Source organism: Arthrobacter sp. ISL-48, from assembly GCF_018613805.1.
In the GTDB taxonomy this organism is placed as follows: domain Bacteria; phylum Actinomycetota; class Actinomycetes; order Actinomycetales; family Micrococcaceae; genus Arthrobacter.
The window spans coordinates 11,845-29,382 of sequence record NZ_JAGGPL010000018.1 but is presented as its reverse complement, the minus strand read 5'-3'; the positions used below and the strand labels follow the sequence as shown (position 1 = coordinate 29,382).

Sequence of the window (17,538 nt, the reverse complement as noted above, 5' to 3'; positions counted from 1 at the left end):
CCACACAGCGAGGGACTGGGACTCCCGGGTGGGACTGGGCCTACTGGCCGCCGCGCCGGACGGGCTGTGCCGTGTTTACCGTGTGGATGGCGCGCAGGAGCTTTGCCGGGAAATAGACGGAGAAGAACACCACCATGGGTGCCTTGAGCGCCATCTTCTTGACGTTGTGCGCCTTGTAGGTGCGGTCGAAGCGGGTCACGTAGTAGCGGTAGTCCCGTGGTGAGTCCTCGAGCCGGCGGGCGGACATACCGGAGACCATCTGCGGCGAGTACTGAACCTTGAGCTCATGGTCGGCGAGATGCAGCGAGAGGTCGATGTCCTCGTGCATCTCGTCCTTTTCATCCCGGCAGGTTTCATCCCGGATGGTTTCCCATGCCGACGCGCGCAGGGCCATGTTGGACCCGAACAGGAAGTGGTACTGGTGCTTGGCCAGCTTCAGCATCAGTTGGCGCATCTTGTCGTCGGCCTTCAGTCCGAACCGCCGCATGGGCATGTCGTAATACACAACGGGACCGGTGGCCGCCTGCACCGACTGGTCCAGGAACGTGTTCTGCACCTGCTCGACCCAGTCCGGCTCCACCACTGAATCGGCGTCGATACGTCCCAGGACGTCTCCGGTGGCGTGGTTGAGGCCAAAATTCCGGGTGGGAATGAGGCCCTGGCATTGGTCCTGGCTCAGCAGGATGATGGGGCTTTCGGGGTATTCCAGCTGCATCTGCCGGACGATGCCCGCGGTGCGGTCCGTGGAGAGATTGTCCACCACGATGATTTCGTGGGCCGGAACCGATTGGTAGATGGCAGCGATGAGGCACTGCCGAATCACGCTTTCCTCGTTGTAGGCCGGGATGACAATGGACACGCGGGGCAGCAGTGCTGCGTCGTTCAAGGTATCCCCGGAGGGTTTATCGGCTGACATCCCTCCAAATTTAGCATCGTTGGCCTCCCGCCCCTCCGGGGACGGGTCGAAGACCGGACAAACATTGGGAAAAGAATGAAGGGGTCCCGCACGCGCGGAACCCCTTCAATGCGCCGCTTCCAGCGGCATGGTGGTGCTAGTTGGTGCTCTTGTCCGCCGAACCGTTCATGTTGGCAGCAATGTTCTTCATCGCGGTCTTGGCATCCGTGGCAGCCTTCGCTGCCGCTTCCGACGCATCGTCAGCTACGTGCTTGGCCTTGTCCTCGGCATCATCTTCCGCAAAGTCCTCGGCTGTGTCCGGGACGGCCTCTACGGCAGTAGCCGTAGGGACTTCAGCGGAGGCTCCCGCGTCGGCCGCAGAATCCATGCCCTCGTTCACTGTGGTCGCCGGAACCGGGGCCGGCGTGGGCGTGACGGGCGACGGGGTCTTCCAGGGGTCTTCCACAGGCTTGGAGGCCTTCCAGGCAGCCACGCCAGCGGCCACGGCCGCAGCGATCACGCCAAACACCAGCCAGCCACGCTTCTTTGGCTTCTCTGGCTGGGCAAGCTGCACTCCCACTGCCTTGCCCGCCTGGCTGGCAGCAGCCTTGATCTGGGTGCCGGCTGTCTGCGCCTGCTCCTGGAGGGCATGCACAATGCCGACGTCGCCGAGCTTCTGCGCAACGGCATCCACGTGGGCCGGGGCGTTTTCCAAAGTTCGGTGAACGGCGTCGGAAGCTTGGCCGATCTGGTCCGAGAGGCGCGGCAAGTACTCCACCACTACCCGGTCACGTGCGTTCTGGATCACCGGGGTGGCCTTGTCCAGCGCCTCGTGGAGGCGCGGGGTGGCGTCTTCAACGGCGTCGTGGATCTTGGGGGCGAGCTGCGCCAGTCCGTCCTGGATGCGCGGCGTGACTGTTGCGACGCCGTCGGCCAGGTTGTGGGCCGCTGTCTTGAGCCCCTCCTGAATCTTGGGGGATGCGGTATCCAGGCCATGCTGGAGGCGGGGAACTGCCCAGTCAACTGCTGCTTCCACGCGGGGAGTTGCCCAATCCTTGGCGTTCTCTACTGCGCTGCTGACTGATTGCTCAAGGTCACGGGCAATACGATCCGATTTCTTCACAACTACCTCCCAATTAATGTGACGGTCTGTTGTTAGCCTACGTGGATTGGTCTTCACCGGCTATTCTCCCCACTCAATTCCGGTCGATTTCACCCAGCGCGGAACTGTCCTTCCCGCCGCTTCCGCTTTGACCCGCCGTGAAAGAATGGGCGGTATGACTGCCATCGCAACTGCAAAAGCAACCATCCACACCAGCCTCGGCGACATCGTCGTTAGCCTCTTCGGCAACCACGCGCCCAAGACGGTCAAGAACTTCATTGGACTCTCCACCGGCGAGCAGGCCTGGACCCACCCGGAAACCGGCGAGGACAAGACGGGCACCCCGCTGTACAACGGCACCATCTTCCACCGCATCATCAAGGACTTCATGATCCAGGCGGGCGACCCCCTGGGCCGCGGCATCGGTGGACCGGGTTACAAGTTCGATGACGAGATCCACCCGGAGCTCAGCTTCAACCAGCCGTACAAGCTGGCCATGGCCAACGCTGGCGTCCAGATGGGCAAGGGTACTAACGGCTCGCAGTTCTTCATCACCACCATCCCTACTGACTGGCTCCAGGGCAAGCACAGCATTTTCGGCGAAGTGGCGGACGACGAATCCAAGAAGGTCGTTGACGCCATCGAAGGTGTCCGCACCGGCATGGGCGACCGCCCCGTGGAGGATGTCACCATCAACAGCATCGACATCGAACAGCTCTAGTTTCGTCGCATGAGTTACGGAATCCCGTCGGCCGAGCCGTCCGCGCAGGTTCCGGTCTGCCCCAGGCACCCGGACCGGCCCTCCTACGTGCGCTGCCAGCGCTGCGGGCGCCCTGCGTGCCCGGACTGCCAGCGGGCGGCCGCCGTCGGGTTCCAATGCGTCGACTGCGTCAACGAAACAAAACGTGCGCAGCCAGGAGTCCGGACCGTCTACGGCGGCGCCGTGGCAACTGGCAGACCCCTTGTGACGTTCGGCATCATCGCGCTGTGCGCCGTGGTTTACGTCCTGCAGTGGGTGATCCCCGGCCAGGCCGTGTACGAACAGTTCGCCTACAACAACTTTTTCATCAGCCCCGCCCTTGGCGCCTTTGAACCGTGGCGCATGCTGACGGCAGCGTTCCTCCACTCGCCCGATTCCATCCTGCACATCGTGCTGAACATGTATACCTTGTGGATCTTTGGCCAAGCCTTGGAGCCGTTGCTCGGGCGCATCCGCTTCCTGGCTGTTTACCTGATCTCCGCCCTCGGCGGCTCGGTTGGGTATCTGCTGCTCAATCCCATCTTCGTTCCCGGGCAGCAGCTCTCAGGCCTGGTGGGTGCCTCTGGTGCCATCTTCGGGCTCTTCGGCGCCATGCTGCTGGTCCAGCGGCAGCGGGGCGGGGACACCAGGCAACTGTGGGTATTGATTGCCATCAATGGCGTGATCGGCTTCCTGATTCCACAAATCGCGTGGCAGGCGCACTTGGGTGGCCTCCTCACGGGCGGCCTGTGCGCCGCCGTGATCGCCTACACTCCCCGTGGGCCCCGGCAAGCCGTCCTGCAGGCCTTCGGGCTAGCCGCTGTTCTGGCCCTGCTCCTGGTGGTGACCTGGGTCAGGGTTACCGCAGGCTGAGCAGGCGCCGCCAGGCTGACAGACTGGCGAACCCGGGTTGAACCGGGGGATTGAACCCGAACGAGACAGAATTCAGGACCCCGGTGCGCAGTGCACCGGGGTCCTGCGCTCTTTAAGCAGACCGCCAGGACGATAACGCGCCTTTGGGTCCCTGTAGGTAAGTCCGCCGTAACCAGTGACCAGCGACTTATCCACAGAGGTTATCCACATTGTTGGTAACTTACACAGTTGTAGTTCGACAGGCAGGAGGTAAGACTTCCCGCAGGCCAGCGGCTATTCAAACGGACCTGTACTGGATTTCCACAATTGTGGATAACTGCTGGGGAAGCCCCTGTGGTTAAGTGGACAATTACTCGTGAAATGGGTGCCTTGTGGACAGCCAAGCTCCGTCTGCCCACGGTATGCCCTGAAACGCTAAGTTAGCGCAGGATTTCCACAGGATTATTCACAGTGTTAATAACTTACAAGCAGGTAATTCACATCGGATGATGGCGCGCGGGCGCTGTCGTCCCCACTGGGTCCTCACTCCTGTGGATTGTTGTCCACAGCTGTGGATAAGTTGTGGGTAGTCGGGTGTTAGTAAGTGGAGAACCCTTGCCACGGCTGGTTCAAGAGAGGTTTGTGGCGGTCTTGCTACAGAGTTCTTAGCGCGCCGGAGCGCGGTTGATCCATAAAGCGGTTCCGAGGGCGGCGATGCCGGCCCCAGCCCAGGCTATTGCTGTTCCGTGGATTGGGCCGAGACTGATGGTGGAGGCCACCAGGACCAGGGCAGCTACTCCGATGGCTGTGCCAAGTTGGGCCCCGGTGTTCAACACGCCAGAGGCGCTGGCGGCCAGGTGATCGGGAACGTCGGTACCGATGTTGGTGCCTGCGACAGAGGAGATGCCGATTCCCGCACCGGAGACGGCTGCGCCGCAAACGATGCCCCACCAGGTTCCGTAGGTGATGACTAGGATGGCGCTGCCTACTGCGATGGTCCCCAGTCCGAGGGCTGCCATCCGGTAGGGACGGATCGATTCGGAGAGGGGCCTGGACAGGTATGATCCGACGATGACGGCGACGCTGAAGGAGATGAGCGACAGCCCGGCCTGAACCGGCGACGCGTCGAGTCGATTCTGCAGTAGCAGGGTCGCAAGCACCATTGTGGAGCTGGTGGTCGCGGTATTGACGAAAGACACTACGGTCCCGGCCCGCAAGTTGGGCGACACAAATGCTTCGACCGGGATCAGCGGCTCGGCGGCCAACCGTTGGCGAATTACGAAGATGGCGCCGAGGGTGCCGCCAGATGCAACGAGGACGATACCGACGATTCGGAGTGCTGCTGCCTCGATCAGCGAACCGCCCGCCACGATCGCCGTCACTGCCGCAATCATCAAAGCGGCGCCGACAACATCGAGACGCTGCCGATGGTTCTCGGGAGCCAATGCCGGTACCGAAGTCAGGATGCCGATGATGAGCAGGCAGCCAACGGGGGCGTTCACCCAGAACACGGAGGGCCACCCCCACGTCTGGGCCAGCACGCCGCCAACGATGAAACCTAACGCGCCGGCCGCGGCTCCGGAGGCACTCCATAATGCCAAAGCCACCTGTCGGATGCGCTCGGAGGTGGCTGAGTGCAGCAGCAGGCGAAGGGCGGACGGCACCGAGAGGGCGGCGGCCGCCCCTTGGAGCGCGCGAGCAACCAGAAGCTGCCCTATGCTGGCCGCTGTCGCTCCAACAACGGAAACGAGGGAGAACAGAAGGATCCCAATAAGCAGCAGGCGACGATGCCCGTACTTGTCCCCGAGCCTGGACCCCAGGATCAAGAGTCCGCCGAAGAACATCGCGTAAACGGTGGCTACCGGGGCGGCGGCGGTGTCGGGAGCCTTGAGACCGTGCAGGATGGCGGGAATCGCCGTCGTCGCGCTCGTCACGCCGAGCACGTCGACGAACTGCACCAGGCACAAGATGACGAGGACTAGGCGTCGGCTCATGCAACCAACGTATAGGACACCCGACAGCCGGGCGGCCTCAGCCAGGATCCGGAGAAGATCAAACCGCCGCCGGCCCCCGCCTGCTATCTACTGGGGCAGACACGGACCTTCATCGCCGGTCAGATGATGGGGGGCGGCGGCGGCCCGCTACCGGCAACCGAGATCGCTGCGTGAGTGAGATCCACGTTCGCGCCCAGCACGATTGGCGGCCCCACGGTTACGATCTGTCACAGTAGAACTTCCCGGCCAGGAGGACACCCATGAGCGACACCACGCAGCACATCTTCATCGACAAACAGCACCCTGCGGTCTGGCGGGCGCTGAACGGCCTGGGACTTAAAGCCCGCGAGGCGGCAGAGGAGGCGGGCATCGACCGGAAGACCATCGAGCTTCTCTACATGCGGATCTCCCAGATCAACGGCTGCGCTTACTGCCTGGACATGCACGTGCAGAATGCGGTGGATGCCGGTGAAACGCCACAGCGCCTTGCCGTCCTGCCAGCATGGCGGGAAACCGCGCTCTTCACCGAGAAGGAAAGGGCCTTTCTCGCGCTGGCCGAAAGCGTCACCGAGCTGCCGGATCACTGCTTCCGGGAACAAGACGAGGCATCGGCGCGTGAACACCTCAGTGCGGACGAATTCTCGGCGGTCAACTGGCTGGCAATCACCATGAACGCCTTCAACCGGGTGTCGATCGTCAGCCACCATCCGGTGAGGCGTCATCGATGACGCTGACGGCACCCGCTCCCTGAGCGATTCGGGCCGATATCCACAGGAAATCCACACTGTTAATAAGTAGGCTCCCACGGGCATTTTTCCCGGAGGCTTGCGGGGAGGGCGCCGTTTCCTCCTGGACCGTCTTCGGGAGGAAAGTTATGCACGCTGTGGATAACTTTTCCCCACAGCTGGGGAGAAGTTCTCCGCTTACTATGCCCTGACGTGAACGCCTACGCCTGGCTGGAAGGCCACACTCCTGAGGAGTCACGGCGGTGGCTGTCCACCAGATGCGTATCGATCATGCCGATGGCCTCCATCAGGGCGAACATCGTTGTGGGCCCCACGAAGGAAAACCCCTTCTTCCGCAGCGCCTTGGACAGCGCTACGGACTCCGGGGACTGGGTAGGGACATCGGCGTGAACGTAGGGCTCCGGTGTTGCCTCGGGCTGGAACTGCCACACGAAATCCACCAGGCCGCCCTCGCTCCGCAGCGCCACAGTGGCCCGGGCGTTGGTGATCGCCGCGCGGATCTTAAGGCGGTTGCGGACAATGCCCGCATCCTGGAGCAGCCGCTCCGCGTCGTCGTCGGTGAAGGCCGCTACGGCGTCAGGCCGGAAGTCGTGGAATGCTGCACGAAAGGCTGGGCGCTTGCGCAGGATAGTGGCCCAGGAAAGCCCCGCCTGGAAGCCCTCCAAGCAGATGCGTTCGTAAAGTCCCTGCTCGTCCCGAACAGGCAGGCCCCACTCGGTGTCGTAATATTCGCGCAGGAGCGGATCCACCGAGGCCCACGGCGGCCGGGCCAGTCCGTCGTCGCCAATAACCGTGCCGATACTGCCGGGAGTCATGCGCGAACTAGGAACGCCAGCGGGTGGTCATCAGGAAGCCGACGATGGCAATGCCGAACCCGGCCACGATATTCCAAGAGCCCCAGGCCTGCACCGGAAGGATGCCCTCGCTGATGTAGAAGGTGATGATCCAGAGCAGGCCAATGATCATCAGGCCGAACATCACGGGCTTGAACCAGACAGCGTTGGGTTTGTACGCCTGGGTTGCCGATGCCGGCTGCGCGGCGCGGGAAGTCTTCTTGCGTGGCTTTGACTCGGGCACGTGCTCTCCTTGGCGGGCTGAAACAAGCTCGGCGGCCAGGGCTTGATATCCTGCAAGAAGGAAATTGCCAGCGGTCTGCGCGATCTTGGTCAAATCTGGATTCTTACTAGCAGCCAATTCTAGCCGTACTTCAGGGCCCACGAACGCCCACATGACGGCCCCAAAGGAGAACGCGTGGTATTGCAGGAGAAGGCGAGGTCTGCCGCTGCGCCGGCCACCGGCGTCGTCATTCTGCGCGGGACCGTTCAGGTCCTGGGTGAACTGCTCATCACGGCCGGCGTCATCCTGCTGCTCTTTGTCGCCTGGCAGCTGTGGTGGACCAACGTGGAATCGGACGCGAAGCAGCATGAGGTCATTAAGGAATTTGCCCAGGGCCTGGGTGGCACCGCGCCTGTGCGCCCGGACCCTGCCGCTCCAGAGGATTACGGCGTACCTGTGTTATCGGAAGCCCCAGGGCATGGCGGAACCATTGGGATCATGTACATTCCCCGCTTCGGCCCGAATTACACGCGGCCCATCGTCCAGGGAACCAGCAGTGACGTCCTGGACACGCTCGGGCTGGGCCACTACAACAACACCGCCATGCCGGGAGCCGTGGGCAACTTCGCGGTGGCCGGCCACCGGCAGACCCACGGTGCCGTCCTGGACAACATCCACACCCTGGTCCCGGGCGATAAGATCTACGTCCAGACCAAGGACGGCTATTACGTCTACGTGTTCCGGAACAACCAGATAGTGCTGCCCTCCCGCACCGACGTGCTCGAACCGGTTCCCACCCAGCCCGGTGCCAAACCGACGGAAAGCTTCCTCACCATGACCAGTTGCAACCCCCGTTTCGGTTCGCAGGAACGCATCATTGCGTACGCCCTGCTGGACAGCTGGCGGCCTGCCTCCGCCGGCCCCCCGGCTGAAATCGCCACCCAGGTTGCTGCAGCGATCGGGGGTAACTGACCTTGTACGGCTGGATCTTCCGCCACCTTCCGGGCCCACTCTGGCTCCGAATCCTCACTTCACTGGTGCTGTTAGCGGCGGCGCTGGTGATGATGGTTCAGTTCCTCTTCCCTTGGATGTCACAGTTCACCCAATTCACCGACTCAACGATTGGTTCCGCAAGTCAGCCATGACCACAACTAAGATCCTGGTCGTAGATAACTACGACAGCTTTGTCTACACCCTGGTGGGCTACCTCCAGGAGCTCGGCGCGGAAACCACGGTGGTGCGCAATGACGATGTCACGCTCGCCGAGGCCATCGAGATGGCCGAATCGCGCGACGGCGTACTCATCTCGCCCGGCCCCGGCAACCCCGCCGAAGCGGGCGTCTGCATCGAGCTGATCAAGTGGTGCGGCGGCAGCACCAAGCCGATGTTCGGTGTCTGTTTGGGCCATCAGGCACTGGCAGAGGCCTACGGCGGCAAGGTGACCCATGCCCCGGAGTTGATGCACGGCAAGACCTCACTGGTGGAGCACAGCGGGACCAGCGTCTTCGCCGGTCTCCCCTCTCCCGTCACCGCCACCCGCTACCATTCGCTGGCGGCCGTCCGCGAGACCATTCCCGATGTCCTGGAGATCACGGCGGAAACGGCGTCAGGCGTGGTCATGGGTCTGCAGCACCGCACTGCTCCGCTCTGCGGTGTGCAGTTCCACCCTGAGTCTGTGCTGACCGAGGGCGGCTACCAGATGCTCGGCAACTGGCTTGAGTCCTTGGGAATGGCCGGAGCGGCTTCCAGGGCCGCGAAGCTGAGCCCTCTCATCCAGCACTGACCTCAATCACGCCACCCTAATGGGGGGTTCCTCATCGCCCATGTTCCACAAATGGATGGGCGATAAGGGACCCGGGACCCCGCGTTGCCTTAAGGCGGCAGGGTCAGTCCTTTTTGGTGGGGGTCGGCGTCGGGGTAGGGGTAGGGGTCGGCGTCACAGGAGGTGCTGGCGCCTTTGCCACGACAATGTTGATGGTCTTGCCCTGGGCAACGGCAGCGTTGACCGGATCACTCTGATCCGTCACCCGGCCTGCTTCTACCTGGGAATTCTCCACTTCCTGGACATTGGGGACCAGCCCCAGCTCCTTGAGGGCAGCCTCCGCTTCAGCGCGCGTGCGGCCCCGGAGCTCGGGCATGGAGACCTTGCCGGTGGAAACAACGATCTCCACTGTGCTGCCCGGTGCCACCATCTGGCCCGGCGCGGGACTGGTGGTTATCACCCTTCCGGCAGGAACTGTGGCGCTGTCGGCCTCGGTGGTCGACGGAGCACCCACTAGGCCGCTTTGGCGCAGCACATCGCGGGCGGCAGCCTCCGTCTGGCCCGGAATGTTGTCCGGGATCTTGATGGTGCTGGGACCTTCGGAGATGTTCAGCACCACCTCGGAGTTGGGATCGAGCGAAGCTCCGGCAGCGGGGTCCGTGCCGATGGCTGTCCCCTTGGGCACTGTGTCGTTCTGGATGCGCTTGATCTGTGGACGCAGGTTGGCCCCGTAGAGCTCCTGCAGCGCCGCCGACTCGGTCAGGGCTGCGACCGCAGGGATTTGGACCTTGGGAGGCGCGGGCGCGGGACGGTTCACGATGGTGTACACCCAGAGTCCACCGCCTGCCAGGACCAGCACAGTGAAAATTACCAAAGTGGTGACCCAGGCACGACGACGGGACTTCTGCCGCGGGGTCCGCTCAACTTCCTGGGGGAGGCCCAGGGGCAATTCGTCCGCCTCTGAGGGTTCGTAGACGGCGGCCGGCTGGTCGGAGACCCCGTTTCCGTCACCAAGGGTGTTGCCCGTGGACCGCAACCTGCCAGCGGGTGCATCATCCAGGAAGCTGGCGCCGGTGTAGGCGAACGCCTCCGTCGCCGGCGTGCGTTCCCGCGTCGGGACATGGTCGTTCGGGTCCGTAGGAGCCTCCGTTGCCGGCAGATCCGGGACCGGGACGCCTGCCCTGGCGGCGCGCAACGCACGCCGGAAAGCAGCAGCATCCTGGAAACGGTCTGCGCGGTTCTTTTGAAGGGCCTTGGCCAGGACACTGTCCAGGGCCGCGGAGACCTCGGGGTTAACGCTGCTGGCCGGCTCGGGGATTTCACGGACATGCTGGTAAGCCACGGACACCGGGCTGTCGCCGACGAACGGCGGACGTCCGGTCAGCATTTCATACAGCAGGCATGCGGCGGAGTACAGATCGCTGCGTGCATCGACGGTTTCACCGCGCGCCTGCTCCGGTGACAGATACTGCGCCGTCCCCACCACAGCCTGGGTCTGCGTCATGGTGGCCGAAGAATCCGCCATGGCCCGGGCAATGCCGAAGTCCATGACCTTCACCGAGTTGGAGGCCTCGCAGAACATGACGTTGGCCGGCTTGATATCCCGGTGGACAATCCCGGCCTTGTGGCTGTACTCGAGCGCTGACAGTACGCCGAGGGAGAAGTCGATGGCCTGGTCGATGCTGACCTCGTTGGCCCGGATCAGGTCCCGGAGGGTGCTGCCCTCGACGAATTCCATCACGATGTACGGAACCCGGACGTTGTCCTCCGAACCGTCGGGAACCGCATGCTCACCGGTGTCGTAGATGGCCACAATGGACGGGTGGTTCAGCGCCGCAACAGACTGAGCTTCCCGCTTGAACCGGGCCTGGAACTGCGGATCCCTGGCCATGTCGGGGCGGAGCAGCTTGACGGCGACGGTGCGCCCCAGCCGGGCGTCCACTCCCCGGTGGACGTCCGCCATCCCGCCCCGGCCGATGAGTCCGCCCAGTTCGTAGCGGCCGCTGAGGACACGCTGGTTATCCACCGGGAGGGTGTCCTCCCGGTGGGACGGGGTGCGAGGCGAGTCAGTCACTGGTGGTCCTGGCGGCTACGGCTTGCAGGTGGGAGGCACGCCCGGCAGTTGGCCGGTGGTGCAGTTGGGCAGGGAGGACGGGCTGGCCGATGCCGACGGCGGCGGCGTGGTGGCCGGCGCGGTCGTGGCGGGCGGTTTCGGCACGGCGTACATGACCACCACCTGGGTCCCCTTGGCTACGGTGCCCACGGGGTTCAGTTCGAGGACTGTACCCGGGGTCTCAGCGCTTTCCTGAGGCAGTACTGTCACAGCCAGCCCCATGTTGGCCAGGGCGTTCTGCACTTCCCTGTAGTCCTTGCCCAGGTAGGCGGAGGCGATGATGTTGACCGTGGTAGGCGTTGGTGTCGGCGTTGGAGTGGCCTTGGTGCTGGTTGCACTGGGAGTAGGCGACGCGGAGGTCGTTGACGGGCTGGCGCTGGTGGATGCCGGGCTGGATACTGTACTGCTGGTCGCATTCTTCGATGGGAACAGGATGCCCTGCTGTGTGAGGAAGAAGCCCACCAGTGCAAACAGCACCAGCAGGATCAGGGCGACGAGCGGCCAAGTCCATGGGCTGCGGCCGCGGCGTTCCGGCTCATCAGCCGGCTCCTCGTCGTATGTCTCTTCTTCCCGGACCCAGCTGCGCTCGGCAGCCAGCGCGTCAGCACGCGACAACGTGCTGCCAGGCCCGGTGTCGCCGGCGTCTGCCGCACCAGCGCCGAGTACCGGCAAGGCGGAGGTCGCCGGCGTCGAACTGTCTTTTTGTCCGGCGATAATGCCGGTGGGCGCCGTGGCAACATCCACGGGAGCAGTGATCGGACCCGTGGTTGCCTCGAAAAGCAGCATGCCAGGGACGGCCGCATGGGCAGCATTGATGTCGCCGTTGCGGATGGCCTCGGCGGCCTCGGAGAGCTTGATGGCGTTGGCCGGGCGGTTCTTGGGATCCTTGGCGAGCATCGACATCAGGAGCGCGCGGACGGGCCTGGGCAGCGTGTCCGGCAGCGGGGGCGGAGCGTCATTGACCTGCGCCAGGGCTATGGCAATCTGGGACTCGCCGGAGAACGGCCGGTGACCTGTGAGGCACTCGTAACCGATCACGCCGAGCGAGTAGATGTCCGAGGATCCCGTGGCAGTCTGTCCCGTTGCCTGTTCGGGCGCGAGGTACTGCGCGGTGCCCATCACCTGACCGGTCTGCGTGAGCGGGACCTGGTCAGCCAGGCGGGCGATGCCGAAGTCGGTGACCTTGACCCGGCCGTCCGGGGTGATCAGCAGATTGCCCGGCTTGATGTCGCGGTGCACGAGGCCCTGGGCGTGGGCGACGGACAGGGCGCGGGCCGTCTGGGCCATGATGGACAGGGTTCGGTCCGGGGACAGCACCTGTTCGTGCTCGATGATGCTGCTCAGGGGCTGGCCGGGAACGAGCTCCATCACGAGGTACGCCGAGCCCTCCTCCTCGCCATAGTCAAAGACATTGGCGATGCCCACGTGGTTCAGCAGTGCAGTGTGGCGTGCTTCCGCGCGGAAGCGCTGGAGGAAGCCGGGGTCACCGGTGTACTCCTCCTTCAGGACCTTGATGGCGACTATGCGGCCCAGGATAAGGTCTTTGGCCTTCCAGACCTCTCCCATCCCACCGATCGCAATCCGCGTGGTCAGCTGGAATCTGCCGCCGAGGGTGATTCCCGTTGTAGGCCTCACTTATTCAACACCGCCTCAAAAATCTTCTTCGCGTTCGGACTGGTTAGCTTTGCTCCCGCGTAGATGTCAACGCCTTCCATGACGATGGTGACAGCCACTTGCGGGTTGTTCGCCGGAGCAAACCCGGTGAACCATGAGTTGTTCAGGCCGTTGCCCAGTTCGGCCGTGCCGGTCTTGCCGGCGACTTGGACTCCCGGGACCGCTGCACCGCTGGCGATTCCCTGGTTCACAACGCTGGTCATCCATTCGGTGATTTGCTTGGCGATATCAGGGGTGGTGGAGGTCCGGAGGGGGGTCGGCTTGGGTTCGTCGATAACCCGGAGATCCGGGGACCGTACGGTCTTGATCAGGCTGGGGCTCATTTGTACGCCCCCGTTGGCGATGGCCGCCGTCATCAGGGCGATCTGCAGCGGCGTGGCGCGCACGTCCCTCTGGCCGATGGCAGACTGCGCGAGTCCTGGTTGGTCCAGGTTATCGGGGAAACCGTTGCCCAGGGCGTAGCCGAGCTTCAGTTGGTCGCCGAGGTCCTGGCCCAGTCCGAACTTTTCGGCCTGTTGAGCGATGGCGTCCCGGCCGAGGTCAAGCGCGATGCTGGCGAACGGAGTATTGCAGGACTGCTGCAGGGCAAAAGCGAACGTGGCGGTGTTCTGGGTGTAGCAATTGCCGCCCGCGTAGTTGGGCAGCTTGTACTGGATGCCGTCGAACGGCATCTCCGCGGGATTCGGCAGGACGCTGTCCTTGTTGTACTTGCCTGAGCTGAGGGCAGCCGCGGTATCAACAAGCTTGAAGACGGACCCGGGCGCAAGAAGCTCGCCCGTAGGGCCACTCAGGCTTTGGTTCAGATTGATCCCGGGGATCTTGTTGACGTCGTTGTAATTGGCGGTCTCGGCGGCAGAGTCCTGGGTTGCGATGAGGTTGGGGTTGTAGGACGGCTTGGACACCATGGCCAGGATTGCTCCGGTCTTGGGATTCGTGACCACAATGGAGCCCCGTTGGCCGTCCGGAATGAGGCTGTAGGCGAGCTGCTGGATTTTGGGATCGATGGTCAGTTCCACCGATGCACCCTTGGCCTGGTTGCCGAGGAAGAGCTGGCCGACCCGGTCAAGGAAAAGCTGGTCCGAACTTCCCGCGAGCTGGTCGCGCATGGCCTGCTCGAGGCCGGTGGCCCCATAGTTCTGCGAGAAGTATCCGGTGATGCCAGCATAGAGTTCGGGCTGCGGGTAGGTCCGCTGGAACTTACATGCGTCTGAACCCTCCACCGATTCGGCCACCGGTGTCCCGCCCACGATGATGGCGCCGCGGTCGTTGCAGTAGTTCTGCAGGATGGCGCGTTTGTTCCACGCATTGGCGTTGAGGTCGTCGGCGCCTACTACCTGGACGTAGCTGATCGCGCCGAAGATCAGTGCGAACATGGCGATCGCCGCCACCCATGAATGTCTGATTGCCTGGTTCACAGGTGCTTCACCGCCTCGGTAGGTGTGTCGATGCCATCCGCAACTTCGCCCGTCGCTGGCGGCAGCGGAGTAGTGTCCACCGGGCCGCGGGCCGTATGCGAAATCATCAGCAGCAGCCCAACGATGATCCAGTTCGCCAGCAGCGATGAGCCGCCGGCTGCCATAAAGGGCGTGGTCAGGCCGGTCAAGGGAATAAGCCGGGTGACGCCGCCAATCACCACGAAACACTGCAGGGCGACGGCGAAGGACAATCCGCATGCGAGGAGCTTGCCAAAGGCGTCACGTGTTCCGAGCGCAGCCCGGAAGCCGCGGGTGAAGAGCAGCAGGAACATCATGACGATGGCGAACAGGCCGATCAGTCCCAGTTCCTCGCCGTATGAGGCAATGATCATGTCACTGTTTGAAAACGGCACTAGCTCGGGCCTGCCCTGGCCCAGTCCCGTGCCCACCAGGCCCCCACTTGCCATCCCGAACAGCCCTTCCACAATCTGGAAACTGCCGCCGTACTGGCGTCCGTAGACCTCGTCCGTGAAGGCGTTCAGCCAGCCGTCGATGCGGAGGCCCACGTGGGAGAACACCTTGGAGGCAACAAAACCACCACCGAGGAGCAGGACCAGGCCGATCACCACCCAGCTGATGCGGCTGGTGGCCACGTAGATCATGACGATGAAAAGGCCGAAGAACAGCACCGAGGTCCCGAGGTCCCGTTGGAAGACCAGCACGCCAATGCTGACCAGCCAGGCCATGATCATTGGGCCCATGTCCTTGACGCGAGGGAACTGAAGGGGGCCGACTTTGCGTCCGGCCAGCAGGATGAGGTCACGGTTGGACGATAGATAGCCGGCGAAGAATATGGCGAGCGTGATCTTCGCGACCTCGCCCGGCTGGAAGGTCATTGGCCCGATCTTGATCCAGACCTGCGCGCCCAGAATGTCGCCGGCGGAGATCCCGGGAATCAGGGGCAGCACGAGCAGAAGCGCGCTGGCCGCCAGCGAAATGTAGGTGAACCGGCGGAGGATCCTGTGGTCCTTGAGGAACCAGATCACCGCGATCGCCACCGCCATGGCGATCAACGTCCAGCGCAGCTGGTTGTTGCCGGTGTCATCGCCGGGCGCATCCAGGCGGTGGATCATGGCGAGGCCCAGGCCGTTCAGCGCCACCACCAGCGGAAGCATTACTGGATCGGCATACTTTGCACGGATGCGGAGCACCACATGGAACGCGAGGGACGCAACTGCCAGCAGGCTCGATTGGAACCAGAAGTCAGTGTCCAGCGCTTTTTGCTGGCCTGCGCCAGCAAGCATGCTGGCGCCGATGCCGACAGCCAGGGCAAGGATCAGCAGTGCCAGTTCAACGTTGCGCCGCGGTTTCGGAATGGTGCTGAGCTGGCTCATTGGCCCCCCTCGCAGGTGGTGGCAGTGGGGCTGGAGGACGGTGGCGGCGTGGCGGAAGCCGCCGCCGGGTCTGACGGGGCAGGTGGTGGCGCCGTTGTGGCCGGCGCTGTAGTGGCCGACGGAGACGGCGACGGCGTCAGGCATTCATCGGCTGGTGATGTAGTGCCCGTGAGCTCCAGGTTCTTCACAATCCGCTGGGCGTCATAAAGGTCCCGCGCGGGGACAGTCTGCCGGACCCGCTGCTGGGAGAACGGGGGAAGGGAATCCATCCGGATCTCGGTCACTGCTTCCAAGCTTGAAAGCTCGATGGGGCCAAGTCGCTGCGAAACGCCGTTGAAGATGGCAACCTTGGAATCATATTCGCCGATGTAGTAGCGGGTCTGCGTCCAGGCATAGCCCAGCCAGAGTCCAACGGTGAGGACTATCAGCACGGAGGCGGCGATGGACACGGTGACCCAGCGGCGCGGGGGCCGTGCCAGGGGGTCATCGGCCTCCAGGGCAGGCGTTTCGGCTTTATGCGTCAGGACGGTTGCGGCCCGGCGGGCAACGGTGCGCCCGGCGATGGTGGGAATCGATCCGGACTCGGCTGCCGAGGCCGCCGCCCCGACCAGTTCGTGCGGACGCGAGGCGAGCTCCTGCCGCAGGACCTCGGCTGAAAGGTGCTCGCCCAGGTGCGGGTCTGTGGAGGACGAGGAATCGGAAGCGCCGGAGCCCCCGGAGGTGGTTGCACCAGTATCAGAGTCTGCATCATCGGAATCTGCCGTACCGGAGTCACTATCGGAGGCGGACGGGGCACGGAAGGTTGTTGTGTCGTCGGCAGGCTTCCCAGCGGCTGGCGCGTCCTCTGCCGGTGCATCATTGAGTGGCGCAGCCTTCGGTGGCGGATCCTGGGTCGTCTCGCCCGCATCGTCAGGCTCTACGGCCGGCGACGAGGCAGCTGCCCCGACAGTCGGTCCACTGGCGGCGGCTTCGGTGACCGGTGCGGCGGGAACGACGTCGACGGCGGCGGTGTTGACGTCGTCGGGCGTTTCCTCCACGATTTCCACCATCACCACGGTGACGTTGTCCGGGGAGCCGGCCTCTAGGGTCAGGTCAACGAGCGTTTCCACACATTCGCGCAGGTCCTTCGTTTCGCGGACCGTCCGTTCCACCACATGGCCGGCGACATAGTTCAGTCCGTCCGAGCACAGCAGCCAGCGTTCCCCTGGCTTCACGTCCAGGGTGTCGAGGTCGAGTTCGGGGCTCGCGTCCACATCGCCGAGGACGCGCATCAGGACGTTCTTATGGGGGTGGGTTTCGGCTTCTTCGGGGCGGAGCCTGCCCTCATCGATAAGCCGCTGGACGAAGGTGTGGTCCACGCTGACCTGTTCGAATACACCGTCACGCAGGCGGTAGGCGCGGGAATCGCCGATGTGGGCGAAGTGGAGCTTTCCCTCAGCCAGCAGCAGTGCCGTGACCGTGGTGCCCATTCCGGCAAGTTTGGGGTTGATATGCACCAGTTCAGACAAAAGCGAGTTGGCCGTCTGGATCTCGTCGGCGAGTACGGTGCCGGCGTCGTCGTCGTCGTAATCCCCGCGGTCAAGGTGGAGCATGTCCAGGACGGTGGCTGCAGAGGCCACGTCGCCGCCGGCGTGGCCACCCATGCCGTCCGCAACCACGGCAAGATGGCGGCCCACATAGGCGGAGTCATCATTCTTCGCGCGGATGCGCCCCACATCGGAGCGCGCTGCATAGCGCATGATGAGGGGCCGCTGCACGGGCTGGTCCTCGTTTGCGGGAGTTTCAGGGCCGGCCAT

General features: G+C 63.7%; 15 protein-coding genes. 5 read left to right on the top strand and 10 right to left on the bottom strand.

What is annotated here, in order from left to right; translation table 11 throughout:
• Positions 1-40: 40 nt before the first annotated feature.
• On the bottom strand, positions 41-916 hold the full coding sequence (locus tag J7E83_RS15240) for a glycosyltransferase family 2 protein (protein ID WP_214963742.1): 876 nt from the start codon (positions 914-916) through the stop codon (positions 41-43).
• A gap of 136 nt (positions 917-1,052) precedes the next feature.
• Positions 1,053-2,018 (bottom strand): hypothetical protein, encoded by a 966-nt coding sequence (locus J7E83_RS15235; RefSeq protein WP_214963739.1) that lies wholly within the window; start codon positions 2,016-2,018, stop codon positions 1,053-1,055.
• A gap of 154 nt (positions 2,019-2,172) precedes the next feature.
• On the opposite strand from J7E83_RS15235, the gene J7E83_RS15230 reads away from it, so the two are divergent.
• Together J7E83_RS15230 and J7E83_RS15225 are read left to right on the top strand one after the other, a co-directional pair.
• Entirely contained in the window at positions 2,173-2,718 is a 546-nt protein-coding gene (locus tag J7E83_RS15230; RefSeq protein WP_214963736.1) for a peptidylprolyl isomerase, read from the top strand.
• Positions 2,719-2,727: 9 nt separating this feature from the next.
• Positions 2,728-3,609, top strand: coding sequence for a rhomboid family intramembrane serine protease (locus J7E83_RS15225; protein ID WP_214963733.1), 882 nt, complete (start codon positions 2,728-2,730; stop codon positions 3,607-3,609).
• A 644-nt stretch (positions 3,610-4,253) separates the two neighbouring features.
• Here J7E83_RS15225 and J7E83_RS15220 read toward each other — a convergent pair.
• On the bottom strand, positions 4,254-5,582 hold the full coding sequence (locus tag J7E83_RS15220) for an MFS transporter (RefSeq protein ID WP_214963731.1): 1,329 nt from the start codon (positions 5,580-5,582) through the stop codon (positions 4,254-4,256).
• Positions 5,583-5,842: 260 nt separating this feature from the next.
• Between J7E83_RS15220 and J7E83_RS15215 the strand changes: the two genes are divergently transcribed.
• A complete protein-coding gene (locus J7E83_RS15215) occupies positions 5,843-6,310 on the top strand; it encodes a carboxymuconolactone decarboxylase family protein (RefSeq protein WP_214963728.1) in 468 nt (155 codons plus the stop codon).
• A gap of 218 nt (positions 6,311-6,528) precedes the next feature.
• Here J7E83_RS15215 and J7E83_RS15210 read toward each other — a convergent pair whose 3' ends face one another.
• Positions 6,529-7,143: a DNA-3-methyladenine glycosylase I gene (locus J7E83_RS15210; protein ID WP_214963725.1), complete on the bottom strand. Its 615-nt coding sequence runs from the start codon at positions 7,141-7,143 to the stop codon at positions 6,529-6,531.
• 7 nt (positions 7,144-7,150) lie between these two features.
• A complete protein-coding gene (locus tag J7E83_RS15205) occupies positions 7,151-7,405 on the bottom strand; it encodes a cell division protein CrgA (RefSeq protein ID WP_214963711.1) in 255 nt (84 codons plus the stop codon).
• Between the two features lie 174 nt (positions 7,406-7,579).
• Between J7E83_RS15205 and J7E83_RS15200 the strand changes: the two genes are divergently transcribed.
• Positions 7,580-8,356 carry a class E sortase gene (locus tag J7E83_RS15200; RefSeq protein WP_214963707.1) on the top strand — a complete coding sequence of 259 codons (777 nt, stop codon included), beginning with the start codon at positions 7,580-7,582 and terminating at the stop codon, positions 8,354-8,356.
• A 169-nt stretch (positions 8,357-8,525) separates the two neighbouring features.
• Positions 8,526-9,167 carry an aminodeoxychorismate/anthranilate synthase component II gene (locus J7E83_RS15195; RefSeq protein WP_214963704.1) on the top strand — a complete coding sequence of 214 codons (642 nt, stop codon included), beginning with the start codon at positions 8,526-8,528 and terminating at the stop codon, positions 9,165-9,167.
• A 103-nt stretch (positions 9,168-9,270) separates the two neighbouring features.
• On the opposite strand, the gene pknB is transcribed toward J7E83_RS15195, so the two are convergent.
• Genes pknB through J7E83_RS15170 form a run of 5 tightly spaced genes read right to left on the bottom strand, consistent with a single transcriptional unit; the run spans position 9,271 to position 17,538 of the window.
• Positions 9,271-11,220 carry a Stk1 family PASTA domain-containing Ser/Thr kinase gene (gene pknB, locus J7E83_RS15190; RefSeq protein ID WP_214963702.1) on the bottom strand — a complete coding sequence of 650 codons (1,950 nt, stop codon included), beginning with the start codon at positions 11,218-11,220 and terminating at the stop codon, positions 9,271-9,273.
• 15 nt (positions 11,221-11,235) lie between these two features.
• Positions 11,236-12,894, bottom strand: a complete 1,659-nt coding sequence (locus J7E83_RS15185; RefSeq protein WP_214963699.1) for a protein kinase domain-containing protein — start codon at positions 12,892-12,894, stop codon at positions 11,236-11,238.
• Positions 12,891-14,348, bottom strand: a complete 1,458-nt coding sequence (locus J7E83_RS15180) for a penicillin-binding protein 2 (protein ID WP_214963696.1) — start codon at positions 14,346-14,348, stop codon at positions 12,891-12,893. Before J7E83_RS15180 ends, J7E83_RS15185 begins: the two co-directional genes overlap by 4 nt.
• A complete protein-coding gene (locus tag J7E83_RS15175) occupies positions 14,345-15,742 on the bottom strand; it encodes an FtsW/RodA/SpoVE family cell cycle protein (protein ID WP_214963694.1) in 1,398 nt (465 codons plus the stop codon). Before J7E83_RS15175 ends, J7E83_RS15180 begins: the two co-directional genes overlap by 4 nt.
• Positions 15,739-17,538 carry a PP2C family serine/threonine-protein phosphatase gene (locus J7E83_RS15170; RefSeq protein ID WP_214963691.1) on the bottom strand — a complete coding sequence of 600 codons (1,800 nt, stop codon included), beginning with the start codon at positions 17,536-17,538 and terminating at the stop codon, positions 15,739-15,741. The genes J7E83_RS15175 and J7E83_RS15170 overlap by 4 nt, the downstream gene beginning before the upstream one ends.